The sequence below is a fragment of the Saccharothrix sp. AJ9571 genome (genome assembly GCF_021725495.1).
Taxonomy (GTDB): Bacteria; Actinomycetota; Actinomycetes; order Mycobacteriales; family Pseudonocardiaceae; genus Amycolatopsis; species Amycolatopsis magusensis.
Window position 1 is genome coordinate 1,260,930 of sequence record NZ_CP091382.1, and the last position, 16,956, is coordinate 1,277,885.

Consider the following 16,956-nt stretch of genomic DNA (forward strand, 5'->3'; position numbering starts at 1 on the left):
TCCTCTACCGCCACTGGGCAAGCACCGTGACCGTACCCGGATCCACCTCGGTGAACCCGGCGTCCCGCACAGCGATCACCGAACGCTCCGACCAGGCCTGGGCCGGAGCGGGGCCGGGATGCAGTTCAGCCCATTCCCGCAGCCCGGGAACCCGGACTGCGCAACGGAAACCGCGCTCCGCCCACGCCGAGAGCCGGTGCTCGTCCAGCAGGGCGGCCAGCAGCATGGTGCCGTGCCCGACCTGCGCCGCCGCCTTGCCCACGGTCATCGGCACGCGCGGGTTGAGCATCAGCACGGGCGTCGAAGCGGGCGCCGGCCCCGGCTCGTCCGGCGGCAGCTCGCTCCCGGAGATCTGCAACCGCGAGACCTCCTTGGGCACGTCGACCACCCGCCCCGGCACCAATGCGCGGGCCTCCGCGCCCTCGATCGAGACGGTCACGCCCGGCAGTTCCTGCGCGGCCTGCCAGTGCGTCCCCCTGGCCCGCCGCGCGACCTTGCGGATGTGCCCGGAAACCCAATCCCGCACCGGTTCGTGCCACTCCCCGCCCGGCTTCGCGCGCTCGTCCAGGCACACCGCCAAAGCAGCGGCGGCCGCGGCTTCCAGCAACGGCGTGCGCGCGGGCGGTGCGGACTTCTCCATGCGCAGGATGACCGGCATCGCTCGGACCTCGTCCGGCGACGCCTCCGGCAGAGCGGTTTCCTCCGCGGGCAGGCCCAGCCACGACGCGTACCGCGCGGCCAGAGGTTCGAGGATCATGGCCGTTCCGGCTCCAGGCCGTCGGCGGCGTCGGCGGCTTCCACTTCGGCGCGCGTGATGCCCAGCATGAACAGCACCGCGTCGAGGAACGGGTGCGAGAGCGCGGTGTCCGCCACCTCGCGCAACGCGGGCTTGGCGTTGAACGCCACGCCCATCCCCGCTGCAGAAAGCATGTCGATGTCGTTGGCGCCGTCGCCGACCGCCACGCACTGGGTCAGCGGGATGCCGTAGTCGACGGCGAACCGGCGCAGCGCGACCGCCTTGCCCGGCCGGTCGATGACCTCGCCGATCACCTTGCCGGTCAGCTTGCCGTCGACGATCTCCAGCTCGTTCGCCGCGGCGAAGTCCAGCCCCAGGTCGTCGACCAGCTTCTGGATGATCGTGGTGAACCCGCCGGACACCACCCCGCAGCGGTACCCCAGCCGCTTGAGCGTGCGCACGGTGGTGCGGGCGCCCGGGGTCAGCTGCAGTGACGCCGCCACCTCGTCGAGCACGGTCGCGGGCAGGCCTTCGAGCAGCGCGACCCGCCGCTCCAGCGACTCGGTGAAGTTCAGCTCGCCGCGCATCGCGGCCTCGGTGATCTCGCGGACCTGCGGCTCCACCCCGGCGAACGCGCCGAGCATCTCGATGACCTCGCCCTGGATGAGCGTGGAGTCCACATCGAACACGATCAGCCGCTTGGCCCGCCGCGCCAGCCCGGCCCGCTCGACCGCCACGTCGAGCCCGCCGCGCGAAGCCACGTCGGCGAGCGCGGTGCGCAGCGCCTCGTCGGAGGCCTCGGTGTCCTCGGCGACCGAGACGTAGACCTCGAGCCCGGTCACCGGGTAGTCGGCGATGCTGCGGATCGAGTCGATGTTCACGTTCAGCGCCGCTAGCCGCCGCGCCACCTCGGTGAACGCCCGTGCGGTGAACGGCAGGCCGAGCACCACCAGCACGTGGCTGGAACCGTGGCGGGCCGGCGCGAACGGGTCCTCGCCGATCGCCGAGCCGATGCTCACCTCGACCTGCATCGACACCGAGTGCATGGCCTGCTCGACCAGCTCTTGCAGGCCTTCGGGGTCGCTCTCCACGGCCACCAGCACCCCGAGCACCAACTGCCCGCGGATGACCACCTGCTCGACGTCGAGCAGGTCCACCCCGTGCCGGGTCAGCGCGGCGAACAGCACCGAGGAGACGCCCGGCTTGTCCGGGCCGGTCGTGGTGATCAGAACTGGGGTCTTCGTCACGGCACCCTTCCCTCAGACAGAAACGAAGCGCGCACCCCGGCGATCCGGGATGCGCGCTTCGCGATCACTTAGCTCACTGCTCGCCCGCGTTGTCCTTGGAGTGGTTGCCCGGGATCGCGGCTTCGGTGAGCACCTGCGACGGTGCCTTCGACTCGCCGTGCAGCTTCGGCTTGCCGGTGAAGGTGATCTCACCTTCCTTGTGGATCCGCTCGACCATGTGCGGGTAGTGCAGCTCGAACGCCGGGCGCTCCGACCGGATGCGCGGCAGCTCGGTGAAGTTGTGCCGCGGCGGCGGGCACGAGGTGGCCCACTCGAGCGAGTTGCCGTAGCCCCACGGGTCGTCGACCGTGACGATCTCGCCGTACCGGTAGCTCTTGAAGACGTTCCACAGGAACGGCAGCGTCGAGGCACCGAGGATGTAGGCACCGATCGTGGAGATCGTGTTCAGCGTGGTGAACCCGTCGCTGACCAGGTAGTCGGCGTACCGGCGCGGCATGCCCTCGTTGCCCAGCCAGTGCTGGACCAGGAAGGTGCCGTGGAAGCCGATGAACGTGGTCCAGAAGTGCAGCTTGCCCAGCGGCTCGTCGAGCATCCGGCCGGTGATCTTCGGGAACCAGAAGTAGATGCCGGCGAAGGTGGCGAACACGATCGTGCCGTAGAGCACGTAGTGGAAGTGCGCCACCACGAAGTAGCTGTCCGAGACGTGGAAGTCGATCGCCGGGGCGGCCAGCAGGATGCCGGACAGTCCGCCGAAGAGGAAGGTCACGATGAAGCCGACGCTGAAGATCATCGGCGTCTCGAAGCTCAGCTGCCCCTTCCACATCGTGCCGATCCAGTTGAAGAACTTGACCCCGGTCGGGACGGCGATCAGGAAGGTCATGAAGGAGAAGAACGGCAGCAGCACCGCGCCGGTGGCGTACATGTGGTGCGCCCACACCGCGATCGACAGCGCGGCGATGCCCAGCGTCGCCCAGACCAGGCCCTTGTAGCCGAAGATCGGCTTGCGGCTGAAGACCGGGAAGATCTCCGAGACGATGCCGAAGAACGGCAGCGCGACGATGTAGACCTCCGGGTGCCCGAAGAACCAGAACAGGTGCTGCCAGAGGATCACCCCGCCGTTGGCCGGGTCGAACACGTGCGCGCCGAGGTGCCGGTCCGCCAGCAGGCCCATCAGCGCCGCGGTCAGGATCGGGAAGGCCAGCAGGATCAGGATGCTGGTGACCAGGATGTTCCAGGTGAAGATGGGCATCCGGTACATCGTCATGCCGGGGGCGCGCAGGCAGACCACCGTGGTGATCATGTTGACCGCGCCGAGGATCGTGCCGAGACCGGACACCACCAGGCCGGAGATCCACAGGTCGGCGCCGACGCCGGGCGAGTGGATCGCGTCCGAGAGCGGGGTGTAGGCGAACCAGCCGAAGTCGGCGGCGCCACCCGGGGTGAGGAACCCGGACATCACGATCAGGCCGCCGAAGAGGTACAGCCAGTAGGAGAACGCGTTCAGCCGCGGGAACGCCACGTCGGGCGAGCCGATCTGCAGCGGCAGGATGAAGTTCGCGAACCCGAACAGGATCGGCGTCGCGTAGAGCAGCAGCATCACCGTGCCGTGCATGGTGAACAGCTGGTTGTACTGCTCCTGGGAGAGGAACTGCTGTCCCGGCCGGGCCAGCTCGCTCCGGATCAGCATCGCCATCGCGCCGCCGACCATGAAGAAGGCGAACGAGGTGACCAGGTACATGATGCCGATTTGCTTGTGGTCCGTCGTGCGGAACAACCGCAGCAGGTACGAACCCTTCACCGACTCGCGCGCCGGGTACGGGCGCGTGGCGATCGGCTTGGGGGCTACGGCCGTCACTCCTGCCTCCTGCACTGCTCTGTGATGCACTGCGCATGCAACTGTGGTGGTCCCGGCAGCGGACATGCCGCTGGCCGAGTGGCTACGGGGATCGTAGCCCGCGCCCGCAACGGGGGCGCGCACCGGCTGGCAAGATCGCGGGTTCGCGCCTTCCCACCCGCGCTGACCCGCGCGAATCCACCCCGTCCTGACCAGCGGCGGCGACGCCGACCACGGGTTTTGCCCGATTCCGGGCGCGATGTGGGGTCCCTCACGCCAACACGCGCGAAAAGCGGCTACTTCTTCCGTAGGCGCTCAGGACCTGGTCCAGGGCTGCAACCAGGGCGACGCGGGCCACTGCTCGGCGGCGGCCAGCAGCGGCATCGCGGTCGCGCCGTCGAGGTGCTCGCGGACGATGTCGGCGTGCCCGGCGTGGCGCGCGCTCTCCTCGATCAGGTGCAGCAGCACCCAGCGAATCGACCAGGCTTCGAGCTCGTCGGGGTACCAGGGCACGTTCTTCGGCACCGGGACCGGTTCACCCAGGTCGGCGACCCCGCCGATGACCCGTTCGGTCCGCCGGGCCACCTCGGCGTACATCTCGAGCACGCCCGCCAGCGTCTCGTCGGCACGCAGGGTGAACGCGTCGGCGTAGTCCTCCATGGCAGGCTGCGGCGGGTCGTCGAACTCGATCAGGTCGATCCAGCTCCGCTCGGTGGTCGCCACGTGCTTGACCAGCCCGCCGACGGTCAGCGCGCTGCGGCTCGGCGCCCGCCGCGCCTCTTCGTCGGTGAGCCCGTGCGCGGCGATCTTCAGCACGCGCCGCTGCTGTTCCAGGAAGGCCAGCAGGCCTTCACGTTCGTCGGCCACCGGTCCGGTGTTGGCATCCCTCACGACATTCCCCCAGTTGGTTCGGCTGCCGCATCATGCCACCCGGCGGAGCCTTTCGGCACGGGGCAGATAAGCCGCGCCCACCACCAGGAGCACGGCCATCGCGGTCGACTGCAGCCTGGTCGCCAGCCCGGCCAGCGGCTCGACGAAGTGCACGCCCACCTCGCTGACCGCGACCAGCACGAAGACCACCACGGCCACCGACCGCCACCGCGGCGGCCACCAGACGATCAGGCTGCCCGCGCCGATCAGGTAGATGACGGTCAGCACCTCGGTGAGCACCAGGTGCGCCTGGTGCGACGGCGAAGTCCCCTGGCACAGCGCGTTCACCGACATCGCGCAGTCCAGCGGCAGCAGGGCGTGCGCGATCAGCGTCACGCCGAAGACGCCGACCGCGACCACGGACAGCCGCGAGAGCCAGTGGATCGGGGCGAGCCGGTTCAGCGGCGGCACCGCGATGATGAACATGATCCCGGCGGCGATTTCCGCGATCCGGAAGAGATCGCGGTACGGCCGGTCCCGCGCGGTCGCCTCGTCCACCGGCGAGCGCAGCACGGACAGCCCGGTCGGCACCACCAGCTCCCATAGCCACGCCGAGTAGGCGACGACGGCCAGCACGAGCAGCGCCACCGCCATCCGGCGCACCGGCCGCAGTCCCCTCACGCGCACAGGGTGACACGGCAGTCGAGGGAATTCAGCCCCTGGTCCGGACGAACGGGAAGACCACCGTCTGGCGGATCGAGGCGCCGGTGAGCAACATCAGCAGCCGGTCGACGCCCATGCCGAGCCCACCCGTCGGCGGCATGCCGTGTTCCAGCGCGAGCAGGAAGTCCTCGTCCAGCTCCATCGCTTCGATGTCACCGCTGGCCGCACGCAGCGACTGCGCCTCCAGCCGCCGCCGTTGCTCGATCGGGTCGGTCAGCTCGCTGTAGGCCGTGCCGATCTCGGCGCCGAAGGCGATCAGGTCCCAGCGCTCGGCCAGCCGCGGGTCCAGCCGGTGGCGCCGGGTCAGCGGGGAGACGTCGGTCGGGTAGTCGGTGTAGAAGACCGGGCTCAGCGTGCGCGGCTCGACCAGGTGCTCGTGTGCCTTGAGCACCAGGTCGCCGTGGCCCGGTTCGTCGGCGCCGTCGAGCGGGACCCCGGCCTGGCGGCACAGGCGGCGCAGCTCGGAGACCGAGGTGCCCGCGTCGATCCGCTCGCCCAGCGCGTCGGAGACGGCGTCGTGCACGGTGATCACCGGCCAGTCGCCGGAGATGTCGACCTCGCCGACGTCCGGCCGTCGCACCACCTGGCTGCCGTATGCGGCCTCGGCGGCGCACTGCACCAGTTCGCGCGTCAGCCGCCGCATGGTGCCGTAGTCGGCGTAGGCCTGGTACGCCTCGAGCATGGTGAACTCGGGGTTGTGCGTGGCGTCCACGCCCTCGTTGCGGAAGTTGCGGTTCAGCTCGAACACCCGCTCCACCCCGGCCACGCACAGGCGCTTGAGGTACAGCTCCGGCGCGATCCGCAGGTACATCCGCATGTCGTAGGCGTTGATGTGGGTGACGAACGGCCGGGCGTTGGCGCCGCCGTGCACGGTCTGCAGCATCGGCGTCTCCACCTCGAGGAATTCGCGCTGGTGCAGGCGTTCCCGCAGCGCGCGCACCACCGTGCCGCGCAGCCGCAGCATGGCCGCGGAGTCCGGGTTGACCGCCAGGTCGAGGTACCGCTTGCGGACGCGGGTCTCCGGATCGGACAGTCCCTTGCGGCGGTCGGGCAGCGGGTGCAGGCACTTCGCCGTGACCGTCCACTCCGAAACGAGCACGGACAGCTCGCCGCGGCGGGAGGTGATCACCTCGCCGGTCACGCCGACGTGGTCACCGAGGTCCACACCGGATCGCCAGTCGTCCAGCGGCACCACGTCGGCGGCGAGCATGAGCTGCAGTTCGCCGCTGAAGTCCTTGATCCGGGCGAAGCAGAGGCCGCCGAGGTTGCGCAGGGCGATCACGCGCCCGGCCACGCTCACCCGTTCGCCGGTGTGCTGATCGGCCTCCAGCCTGCCGAACCTCGCGACCACGTCGCCGAGCACCGAATCGCGGTCGAAGCCGACCGGGTACGGGTCCACGCCCGCCGCCCGCAGCCGGTCGAGCTTGGCGATCCGCACCCGCACCTGCTCCGGGCGCCGCACCGGTTTCACCGCCACCGCCGCGCTTTCCTCGATCCGCCGCACCTGGCCGACGAAGTCCTCGGTGACGGTCTCCAGCCGCAGCGCCCGATTCGCGCCGAGACCGGGGACGAAACCTTCCAGCGCACCGGCGACGAGGCTCACCTTCGGCAGTCGCCGCGTGGAGGCGTAACAAAGGAAACGCGGTTCCCATTCGGGTCCGTACTTGGCGTTCGCGCGGTACAGCGATTCGAGTTGGAAGAATCGGGAGAACACGCTGAGCACGGCACGCCAGGCCCGCAACACCGGTCCGGCGCCGATTCGCTCGCCACCGGCGAAGACCGCGCGGAACATCGCGAAGTTGAGCGAGATCCGTTGCGCGCCAAGCCTTGAGCAGGCGGCGACCAGTTCGGCGAGCAGGAACTCGTTGAGGCCGTTGCCCGCGTCACGGTCCCGGCGCATGAGGTCCAGCGAAAGGCCGCGGCGTCCCCAGGGAACGAAGGAAAGCAGGCCGCGGAGTTCACCGTGGGCGTCGAAGGCCTCGACCATCACGCAACGGCCGTCGGACGGATCGCCGAGCCGTCCCAGCGCCATCGAAAATCCGCGTTCACTTTCCCCGCCGCGCCATTGTTGCGCTTTCTTGAGCAGAGACTGCATTTCCTCGTCCGAAATCTCGGAATGCCGCCTCACGCGACTGGAAAACCCGGCTCGTTCGATTCGGCTCACGGCCTGGCGGACGGTTCGCCGATCGGGTCCACTCAGACTGAACTCGCGCACGTCCAGAATTGCCTCATCACCGATTTCCAGCGCTTTCAACCCGGCCGCGGTGTAGACCTCCGCACCACGGCGGCTCGCACCGAGCACACCGGGAACCCAGCCGTAGCGCCGTGCTTCGGCCAGCCACTCCCGCACCGCCGCCGGCCACGCCTCCGGGTCGCCGACCGGGTCCGCGCTGGCGATACTGGTGCCGCCCAGCACGCGGTAGGTGATCGCGGCACGCCCGGAAGGCGCGAAAGCCACGCTTTTGTCCCGGCGTGTGGCGAAATAGCCGAGTGAATCCGGCTCACCGTGTTCGGCGAGCAGTTCCCGCAGCCGCAATTCCTCTTCGTCGGTGCGCAGGTGTTGCGTGCGCACTCCCCGGAAGAACACGAACAACGCGGCGACCGTGGCGAAGGTGCCACCGAGGTCGAGCAGCACGTCCAGCCAGTCCGGCCCGTGACCGACACCGAACCGGCCCAGCCGCAGCAGTTCACCGGTGGAGTGGTTGGCCGCCCAGACGAACCGTTCCCAGTTGCTCGCGAGCGTGCCGGGGAAGATTTCGGCGAGGATCCAGCCGCCGACGGTCACCGTGGCCATCCCGGCGAACAGCACCACCAGGCCGTGCCGGAACGCGCCGGGCGCCAGCCGGGCCGGGAACGCCGGGCGCAGCGCGAGCAGCAGGCCGATGAGCACGGCGGCGACGATCTCCAGCCCGCCGATCACGGACACGATCGCCGGGATCTGCACGGCGTCGCCGGGTTCGAGTTCGACCAGGTCCGGCGCCCACAGCAGGAGCAACTGCCCGGCGACCATGATCGACAGCCCGCCGACCTGGAACAACACCAGCGCGTAGAGCGCGGCCCGTTTGCGGCGGCGCAGCGCGGCGCCGAGCACCACGAGGACCAGCGCGATCACCAGGTTCGCGTCGGCGGGGATGCTGAGCAGCCAGAACACGCCCGTGAGCACGTGGCGCAGCCAGCGGCCGTCATCGCCGAGCAGCAGGAACAGCAGCGACGAGAAGGCGCCGAGCTGCACGACGGTGGCGACGAGCCCGGCGGCCCTCGCCTTCCACCTGGGCACGGGTGGGTTGCTCACGGTCGGTTTCCCCGTCGTCCTGGCCGGCATCTGGAGTTTCCTACTCAACCCGCGCCACCCCTCATCCGACATCGTCCGCGAGTCTGATCGCCGGGAGCGATCCTTCCTTCGTTCGGGGGACCCGCCGGTAGCGGGGGCGACGGTACCGGTGTGAAGCTGGTCGCAGCTTGCTTGGGGCCGCCCCCGCGTGGTGTCACGCTGGTCGTTCCACCCGCTCATCCGGTCAACGAGGGAAGGGACGGTCGACGACGATGTCTGCCCCCGGCACTGAAGGCGAACTGACCGCACCGTATGGCTCCGGACCCTCGGCTGGCCCAGCCGCCACGCCCCGCAGGAAGGTGCGCGTGCACCACCTGCGTGAGCTGAAGGAACGCGGCGAAGCGTGGCCGATGCTCACCGCTTACGACATGTACACCGCGGAACTGTTCGACGAGGCCGGGATCCCGGTGCTGCTGGTCGGCGACTCCGCGGCGAACAACGTGTTCGGTTACGACACCACGGTCCCGGTGACGGTGGACGAACTGCTGCCGCTGGTGCGCGCGGTGACCAGGGCGGTGAAGTACGCGCTCGTGGTGGCCGACCTGCCGTTCGGGTCGTACCAGCTGTCGCCGGAGCAGGCGCTGGCGACGGCCGTCCGGTTCATGAAGGAGGGCCGGGCGCACGCGGTGAAGCTCGAAGGCGGGCGGAAGTTCGCGCCCCACGTGGAGGCGCTGACGTCGGCGGGTGTGCCGGTGATGGGGCACATCGGGTTCACCCCGCAGAGTGAACACAACCTGGGCGGTTACCGCGTGCAGGGGCGCGGGGAGGCCGGGGAGGAACTGGTCGCCGACGCGCTGGCGCTGCAGGAGGCGGGCGTGTTCGCGGTGGTGATGGAGATGGTGCCGGCGGAGGTGGCGAAGCAGGTCACGCACTCGCTGCAGATCCCCACCGTCGGCATCGGCGCGGGCCCGGACTGCGATGCCCAGGTGATGGTGTGGCAGGACATGGCCGGCTTGCGCCGGGGCAAGGCCCCGCGCTTCGTGAAGCGCTACGGCGATCTCGCCGGCGCCCTCAGCGACGCCGCCACCGCCTTCGCCGCCGACGTCCGCCGAGGCGAATTCCCCACCCCCGACCACTCCTTCCACTAACCCACACTCACGCACCCGAGTCCCTCGTTGAGGCACCCGAACCCCACACTCAGGAAGCCGAGTCCCACACTCGCGAGGCCGAGCCCCACGTTCAGGCAGCCGAGCCCGGCGCTCGCGCCGCCGAGTCCTGCGTTCGAACAGGCGAGGCCCACACCCAGGAAGCCGACTTCTACGTTCGGGCACCCGAACTCCACACCCGGCGGCCTGCCCCGAACGTGGGGGTTGACTTCCTGAGTGTGTTTTCGGGTGCACGAGTGTGGAATTCGGCTTCCCGAACGTGGGGTTCGGATGCCTGAACGTGGGGTTCGGATGCCTGAACGTGGAGTTCGGGTGCCTGAGCGTGGAGTTCGGCTCGCGAGTGTGGAGCTCGCCTGCCTGAGCGTGGGGTTCGGCTTCCCGAATGTGGAGCCCGGGTGCCCGAGTGTGGGATTCGGATACCCGAACGTGGGGTTCAGCCTCGCGAGTGTGGAGCTGGATGTCCGAACGTGGGGTTCGGCTTCCTGAGTGTGGAGTTCGGGTGCCTGAGCGTGGGGTTCGGGTTTGGACGTGGGGTTCGGGTGCCTGAGTGTGGGGTTCGGATGCTTGAACGTGGGGTTCGGGTGGGGCTTGAGAGGGCGGCGGGGGGTGGTTGAGCCATGTTCGGGTATGTGAACATTCGTCACATGCTTGACTGTATTCAGTCAGTGGCTTAGCGTTTACCCACCGCCGCCACGGGTCCTCGAAGAGGAGGAGACGATGCGCGTAACGCGCGCCGCGACAGCTGAGCGTTGCCGGAGCTCCACGCCTACTCCCTGAAATCCCCACTGACCGGGGGCTCGTTCAGTCTGGCGGCGGGAGCGAGCCCCCACCTTCTTCCGCGTGCACCACTGTGCCCGGCCGATGAGGCACAGTGGTGCGCATGGAAGAGCTGTACCCGCCGATCGAGCCGTTCCGGACCGGGCTGCTCGAGGTCGGCGACGGGCACCTCGTGCACTGGGAGACGTCCGGCAATCCGGAGGGCAAACCGGTGGTGGTGCTGCACGGCGGGCCCGGCAGCGGGCTGACCCCGTTGTCGCGCAGGCACTTCGACCCGTCGGCGTACCTCATCGTCCAGTTCGACCAGCGCGGTTCCGGGCGCAGCACGCCGAGCATCACCGACCCCGAGGTGGACCTGTCGGCGAACACCACCTGGCACCTGGTCGCCGACCTCGAACTGTTGCGCACGCACCTCGGCATCGACAGGTGGCAGGTGTTCGGCGGTTCGTGGGGTTCGACGCTCGCCCTCGCCTACGCCGAAACGCACCCGGGGCGGGTCAGCGAGATCGTGCTGCGCGGCGTGTTCACCGCCCGGCAAAGCGAACTCGACTGGATCTACCGCGACGGCGCTTCCCGGATGTACCCGGACGCGTGGGGCGCCTACCTCGCCCCCATCCCCGAAGCCGAGCGCGACGATCCGATGGCGGCTTACCGCCGCCTCGCCTACCACCCGGACCGCGGCGTACGCGAGGCCGCGGCGATCGCCTGGAGCGCTTGGGAAGGCGCGATCGTCTCGCTGGTTCCGCAGCCGAGCTACCTGCAGAACTACAGCCGCCCCGGCTTCGCGCTCCCGTTCGCGCGGATCGCGCTGCACTACTTCGCCCACGGTGCCTGGCTGGACGACGGCCAACTGATCCGAGACGCCGCGAAGCTGACCGGCATCCCGGGAGTCCTGGTGCAGGGCCGCTATGACGTGGTCTGCCCACCGACCACCGCCTGGGAACTGCACGAGGCGTGGCCGGGATCAGAATTGAAACTGCTGAACACCGCAGGCCATGCAGTGAATGATCTCGGCGTGCTCGCCGCGCTCAAGGCCGCCACCGACCGCTTCCGCTGATCGCAGCACCCCGCCGCGACACGAATGTGGCTTTGGGGCACCAAGCCCACTAGAGGCTCGAGAAACTGGAAGCGACCCGCGAAACGCGCGATCGAAGCCGCGAACCGGAACTGGGACCGAAGACCGAGGACCGCGAGCCAAGAGACCGAAACCCAGGAACCGCGAACCGGAAGCCCAGCCGCAACCGAATCGGGAGCCGGGAGCAAAGGAGAGCACCCACTCTCCCCCTCACCCCGGTCCTAAGCCAAAAAGACGGCGGGGATCAGGTTGTCAAGGCATCTTTCCCGCCTTGACAACCTGATCCCCGCCGTAGTCACAATGAAACACCGGGGTGGGCGCCCCTGACCGAAAGAGCCACCCAGAATTCAGCCCGAACCCCAGGCGACGACAGACTCTGCCCCGTCAGTGACTCGACTCTGCGCAGCCAGTTCCGCAGCGTATGCCGATGGATGCCGAGGCGCGTCGCCGCAGCGTCGTTGTTGCCGTGTTCTTCCAGCCAGCAGCGAAGAGCCTCGATCAGATCAGCGCTCAGCGGCGAGAGCAGGGATTCCGCGAATAGAGCGGCGCTCTCCTTCGGGAGCAGTGATAACAAGCCCGAACCGGCGTACTCCTCGAAGTCCAACAACGGCACGCGTCGGGCGCGGGCAGCTTGGGCGGCGTGGGAGGCTTGGCGGTAGGCGATCGGAGCAGCGGAGGCGGGCGAGAGGCCGGCGTGCAGGCCCAGGCGGCGCGCCAGGGGTTCAACCTGTGAAGGGTCCGCACCGACCACCACCAGCATCGACTCCCGCGCCACGCAGAAGGACTCCGCCATGGCGTCCGCGAAGGCTCGCCGGGCGGGGGCGGCGCCCACGACGACCGCGAAGCGCCACGGTGGCGCAGGCAGCGACGGCCACAGGCCCCGGATCGTCCTCACCGCCAGGTCCTCATCGGACAGCAGCAGGTCCAGCAGGCCCGAGCGCAATCGCCCCAGTACCCCGCTCTGCTCCCGGTTCCGTTGCAAAGCCAGCGAAAGCAGCGAAGCCGCCGTGTTCACGATGAACTGGTCGGCGGCATCCAGCGCTTCCGGCCGGCCGACCGCGAGGACCGTCCGCGCGTCCAGCGAATGCAGGACGACCTCATCACCCGAAGGCAGCCGGACCCCCCGCGTTCCCCGCAGGTCGGAGACCTCCAGGTCAGCGGCGTGTGCACGCGCCGCCGCCGGGGCGGCTTCGACCGGTGTGCCCGAGTCCAGCAGCAGCACCCAGCCGTCCACCAAACGCGCCAGCCGACGCACCACCGCCGCCGGGCCGCCGCGGCCGACCGCCGCTCGTGTCAGTTCCTGCTGGCCACGGCCCGTCCGCACCACGGTCGCGTACTCGTCGGCCGCCACCGCCGCCGAGACCGCCTTGGTGATCGCGATGAACGGCGTCTCCCGCGGCACCTCCAGCAACGGCAACCCGGCCGACTCGGCGGCCGCGACCAGGTCCGGCGGCACCCGCGGGTGGATCACCCCGCTGCCGAAGCCGATACCGGCGACCCCCGCCGCCACCAGCCGATCCACATAGGAACCGAAGACGGCGTCCAGCGCCAGCCCGGTGGTCAGCAGCAGCTCACCGCCGTCCAGGAAGGCCGTCGGGTCGAGCAGTTCGGTGGGGTGCACCCAGCCGATCGTGCGGTCCAGCCCAGCCGAACCAGCCAGCACGCGCAGCCCCTCGGCCTCCGCGAGCTGCCGCAGCGAAAGTGCCATAGTGGTGAATCCTACCCACTGGGTTGTCCAAGTTGGCACCTGACGACCGTCCACGCCGGTCGCATCCTGAACCCATGACCGCCCAGCTCACGCAGCGCAGGCTGCTGACCGAGATCCCCGGCCCGGCCTCCCGTGCCCTGCAGGAACGCCGCGGCGACGCGGTCGCCGCGGGCGTCGGCTCGGTGCTGCCCGTCTACATCGCCTCCGCCGCGGGCGGCCTGCTCACCGACGCCGACGGCAACACGCTGATCGACCTCGGCTCCGGCATCGCGGTGACGAACGTCGGCCATGCGGCTCCCGCCGTGGTCGACCGCGTCCGCGCGCAGGTCGCCGAGTTCACCCACACCTGCTTCATGGTCACGCCGTACGAGGGTTACGTGCAGGTCTGCGAGCAGCTCAAGGACCTGACGCCCGGCGACCACGCCAAGCGCTCGGTCCTGTTCAACTCCGGCGCCGAAGCGGTGGAGAACGCGGTGAAGATCGCCCGCGTGGCCACCGGCCGCCAGGCCGTCGTGGTGTTCGACCACGCCTACCACGGCCGCACCAACCTGACCATGGCGCTGACCGCGAAGTCGATCCCGTACAAGCACGGCTTCGGCCCGTTCGCCCCCGAGGTCTACCGGGTGCCCGGCTCCTACCCCTACCGCGACGGCCTGACCGGGCCCGAGGCCGCGGCCGCCGCGCTCGACCGGATCGAGAAGCAGATCGGCGGCGACCAGGTCGCCGCCGTGGTGATCGAGCCGATCCAGGGCGAGGGCGGCTTCATCGAGCCCGCGCCCGGCTTCCTGCCCACGCTGGCCGACTGGTGCGCGCGCCACGGCGTGGTCTTCGTCGCCGACGAGGTGCAAACCGGTTTCTGCCGCACCGGCGACTGGTTCGCGTCGAACCACGAGAACGTGGTGCCGGACCTGATCGCCACCGCGAAGGGCATCGCCGGCGGGCTGCCGCTCGCCGCGGTCACCGGCCGCGCCGAGCTGATGGACGCCGTGCCGTCCGGCGGCCTCGGCGGCACCTACGGCGGCAACCCGATCGCCTGCGCCGCCGCGCTCGGCTCGATCGAAATCATGCGGACCGACCGCCTGGACCTCGCCGCCCGCGACATCGCCGAGACCGTGCTGCCGCGCCTGCACCGGATCGGCGACCGCACCGGTGTCATCGGTGACGTCCGCGGCCGGGGCGCGATGATCGCCGCCGAATTCGTCAAGCCCGGCACCGAGGAGCCGGATGCGGCGCTGACCGGTCGCGTCGCCAAGGCCTGCCACGCGGCGGGCGTGGTGGTGCTGACCTGCGGCACCTACGGCAACGTCGTGCGCCTGCTGCCGCCGCTGTCCCTTTCCCCCGAACTGCTCGACGAGGGTCTTTCCGTGCTCGAGCAGGCAATTGTCGCGGAGGCCGGAAAATGAGCACGTTCCCGTTCTGGGTCGCCGGAAAGCCGGTGACCGGCGGCGAAACCGCCACCATTCACAGTTCCTACGACAACTCGGTCGCGGGCCGGCATTTCATTCCGGGCGATACCGAAGTCGAAGCCGCGGTCCAGGCCGCCGACGACGTCAAGAAAGAAGCAGCGGCCACCCCCGCCCACGTGCGCGCGGCGGCACTCGACCACATTTCCCGGCGCATCACCGAACGCGCCGAGGAATTCGCCCGGCTGATCACCGCGGAGTCGGCCAAGCCGATCAAGTGGTCACGCGGCGAGGTCGCCCGTGCTGCTTCGACGTTCCGCTGGGCCGCCGAGGAGGCTCGCCGGTTCTCCGGTGAGCTGCAGCGGCTGGACACCGACCCCGGCGGCACCGGCCGGATGGCGCTCGTGCGGCGCGTGCCGAAGGGCCCGATCCTCGGCATCACCCCGTTCAACTTCCCGCTGAACCTGGTGGCGCACAAGGTGGCACCGGCGATCGCGGTCGGCGCGCCGATCGTGCTCAAGCCCGCGCCCGCCACCCCGCTCACCGCGCTGCTGCTCGGCGAACTGCTCGCGGAGACCGCACTGCCCGCGGGCAGCTGGTCGATCCTGCCTTCGAGCAACGAGGTGGCGGCGCGGCTGGTCGCCGATCCGCGGCTGCCGGTGGTCTCGTTCACCGGTTCCGTGCCGGTGGGCTGGGGCATCCGGGACAGCGCGCCGCGCAAGCACGTGGCGCTCGAACTGGGCGGCAACGCGGCCGCCATCGTCTGTCCTGATTGGACGGACCTGGACTTCGCCGCGCAGCGCATCGCCACCTTCGCGATGTACCAGGCCGGGCAGTCGTGCATCTCGGTGCAGCGGGTCTACGCGCACGCCGACGTGTTCGACGAACTGGCGGAGAAGGTCACCGCCGCGGTCGCGGCGCTGGGTGTCGGCGACCCGAACGACGACGCCACCGACGTCGGCCCGCTGATCAACACGGCCGCCGCCGAGCGGGTCGAAGCGTGGGTCCGCGAAGCCGGTGGCGAGGTGACCCGCGAAGGCGCGACGCTCACGCCGACCGTGCTGACCGACGTCGCCGAGGACGCCAAGGTGCTCGCGGACGAGGTGTTCGGCCCGGTCGTCACGCTGAACCGCGTCGACTCGGTGGCCGAGGCGTTCGACCGGGTCAACGACTCGCGGTTCGGCCTCCAGACCGGGGTGTTCACCCGCGACCTGCCGACCGCGTTCGAGGCCGCGTCCCGGCTCGACGTCGGCGGGGTGGTGATCGGTGACGTGCCGAGCTTCCGCGCCGACCAGATGCCCTACGGCGGGGTGAAGGACTCCGGCGTCGGGCGCGAGGGCCCGGCCGCCGCGATGCTCGACTTCACGGAAGAGCGGGTAACCGTGCTGACAGGGCTGCCGCTGTAGCCGGGTGCGCTTCGACGAGTGACGGGCCGTACCAGGTCAGGAACCTCCCGGAGACCAGCACGTACGGCACTCCGGGGAAGGCCTCCGGCCCGTCCTCGTCGGTGAACAGGTAGGGCTCGTCGGGCAGCACCAGCAGCTCCGCCGCGCCACTGTCGAACTGCGCGCGCAGCTCGTCCAGCGTGGGACGCGGGTAGCGATCGGCGTGGTCCGCGTAGGTCAGGTCCACGCCGAGGCGGCGCAGCACGTCACCGCCGAAGGTGTCCCGGCCGAGCACCACCCACGGCTTGCGCCAGACCGGCACGACCGCCTTCGCCCGCACCGGCGGGGTCTCGCGCCACAGGTCCTCGGCCCGCACCAGCCAGTCCGGCTCGTCGAGTTCGAGGCCCTGGGTGAGCAGCCGGCGCAGGGAGCCCAGCGCGGCGGGCACGGTCGCCGCCGCGGCCATCACCCACACCGGGACCCCGTTGGCGCGCAGGCGTTCGACGTCGTCGGGGCGGCTCTCCTCGGCGTTGGCCAGCACCAGGTCCGGGCGCAGGTCGAGGATGCGGTCCACCTTGGGGTACTTCGAACCGCCGATGCGCGGGAGGTCCAGCTCCGGCGGGTGGGTGCAGTAGTCGGTGACACCGACCAGCGTGCCCGGCGCGCTCACCGCCACCGCCTCGGTCAGCGACGGCACCATCGAGACGATCCGGCCCGGCGCACCGGTCAGCGGCACGTCCTCGCCGAGGTCATCGGTCATC

12 protein-coding genes are annotated in these 16,956 nt (G+C 70.1%); 4 read left to right on the top strand and 8 right to left on the bottom strand.

The features are described from left to right. Window positions 1-4: 4 nt before the first annotated feature. The 6 genes from L3Q67_RS05020 to lysX all read right to left on the bottom strand — a co-directional run bounded on the left by L3Q67_RS05020 (window position 5) and on the right by lysX (window position 8,702). Complete coding sequence (locus L3Q67_RS05020) at window positions 5-757, bottom strand: aminoacyl-tRNA hydrolase (protein WP_499188424.1); 753 nt, start codon at window positions 755-757, stop codon at window positions 5-7. Further along, entirely contained in the window at window positions 754-1,983 is a 1,230-nt protein-coding gene (serB, locus tag L3Q67_RS05025) for a phosphoserine phosphatase SerB (protein ID WP_209664400.1), read from the bottom strand. Before serB ends, L3Q67_RS05020 begins: the two co-directional genes overlap by 4 nt. A gap of 73 nt (window positions 1,984-2,056) precedes the next feature. Further along, window positions 2,057-3,838 carry a cytochrome c oxidase subunit I gene (ctaD, locus tag L3Q67_RS05030; protein WP_499188425.1) on the bottom strand — a complete coding sequence of 594 codons (1,782 nt, stop codon included), beginning with the start codon at window positions 3,836-3,838 and terminating at the stop codon, window positions 2,057-2,059. A gap of 294 nt (window positions 3,839-4,132) precedes the next feature. Further along, window positions 4,133-4,708 carry a DinB family protein gene (locus L3Q67_RS05035; protein ID WP_499188426.1) on the bottom strand — a complete coding sequence of 192 codons (576 nt, stop codon included), beginning with the start codon at window positions 4,706-4,708 and terminating at the stop codon, window positions 4,133-4,135. A 30-nt stretch (window positions 4,709-4,738) separates the two neighbouring features. Then, complete coding sequence (locus tag L3Q67_RS05040) at window positions 4,739-5,368, bottom strand: DUF998 domain-containing protein (protein ID WP_499188427.1); 630 nt, start codon at window positions 5,366-5,368, stop codon at window positions 4,739-4,741. Between the two features lie 31 nt (window positions 5,369-5,399). Beyond that, window positions 5,400-8,702 (bottom strand): bifunctional lysylphosphatidylglycerol synthetase/lysine--tRNA ligase LysX, encoded by a 3,303-nt coding sequence (lysX, locus tag L3Q67_RS05045; protein WP_499188428.1) that lies wholly within the window; start codon window positions 8,700-8,702, stop codon window positions 5,400-5,402. A 251-nt stretch (window positions 8,703-8,953) separates the two neighbouring features. On the opposite strand from lysX, the gene panB reads away from it, so the two are divergent. Then, on the top strand, window positions 8,954-9,829 hold the full coding sequence (gene panB / locus L3Q67_RS05050; RefSeq protein ID WP_499188429.1) for a 3-methyl-2-oxobutanoate hydroxymethyltransferase: 876 nt from the start codon (window positions 8,954-8,956) through the stop codon (window positions 9,827-9,829). Window positions 9,830-10,727: 898 nt separating this feature from the next. Next, window positions 10,728-11,681, top strand: coding sequence for an alpha/beta hydrolase family protein (gene pip / locus L3Q67_RS05055; protein ID WP_499188430.1), 954 nt, complete (start codon window positions 10,728-10,730; stop codon window positions 11,679-11,681). 313 nt (window positions 11,682-11,994) lie between these two features. Here the strand turns inward: pip and L3Q67_RS05060 are convergent, their stop codons facing one another. Continuing rightward, window positions 11,995-13,407, bottom strand: coding sequence for a PucR family transcriptional regulator (locus L3Q67_RS05060; RefSeq protein WP_499188431.1), 1,413 nt, complete (start codon window positions 13,405-13,407; stop codon window positions 11,995-11,997). Between the two features lie 74 nt (window positions 13,408-13,481). Between L3Q67_RS05060 and gabT the strand changes: the two genes are divergently transcribed. After that, a complete protein-coding gene (gabT, locus tag L3Q67_RS05065) occupies window positions 13,482-14,810 on the top strand; it encodes an aspartate aminotransferase family protein (protein WP_499188432.1) in 1,329 nt (442 codons plus the stop codon). After that, entirely contained in the window at window positions 14,807-16,216 is a 1,410-nt protein-coding gene (locus tag L3Q67_RS05070; protein ID WP_499188433.1) for an aldehyde dehydrogenase family protein, read from the top strand. Before gabT ends, L3Q67_RS05070 begins: the two co-directional genes overlap by 4 nt. On the opposite strand, the gene L3Q67_RS05075 is transcribed toward L3Q67_RS05070, so the two are convergent. Then, the gene (locus tag L3Q67_RS05075) at window positions 16,173-16,955 is read right to left on the bottom strand and encodes a helical backbone metal receptor (protein WP_499191430.1); all 783 of its coding nucleotides are present in this window, start codon (window positions 16,953-16,955) and stop codon (window positions 16,173-16,175) included. The genes L3Q67_RS05070 and L3Q67_RS05075 overlap by 44 nt on opposite strands. Window position 16,956 lies beyond the last annotated feature (1 nt).

Excerpts from the sequence above, each read along its gene's own strand:
- L3Q67_RS05070 (WP_499188433.1), top strand. The coding sequence starts at position 14,807 with ATGAGCACGTTCCCGTTCTGGGTCGCCGGAAAGCCGGTGACCGGCGGC.
- L3Q67_RS05020 (WP_499188424.1), bottom strand. The coding sequence starts at position 757 with ATGATCCTCGAACCTCTGGCCGCGCGGTACGCGTCGTGGCTGGGCCTG.
- pip (WP_499188430.1), top strand. The coding sequence starts at position 10,728 with ATGGAAGAGCTGTACCCGCCGATCGAGCCGTTCCGGACCGGGCTGCTC.
- gabT (WP_499188432.1), top strand. The coding sequence starts at position 13,482 with ATGACCGCCCAGCTCACGCAGCGCAGGCTGCTGACCGAGATCCCCGGC.
- L3Q67_RS05060 (WP_499188431.1), bottom strand. The coding sequence starts at position 13,407 with ATGGCACTTTCGCTGCGGCAGCTCGCGGAGGCCGAGGGGCTGCGCGTG.
- panB (WP_499188429.1), top strand. The coding sequence starts at position 8,954 with ATGTCTGCCCCCGGCACTGAAGGCGAACTGACCGCACCGTATGGCTCC.
- L3Q67_RS05075 (WP_499191430.1), bottom strand. The coding sequence starts at position 16,955 with ATGACCGATGACCTCGGCGAGGACGTGCCGCTGACCGGTGCGCCGGGC.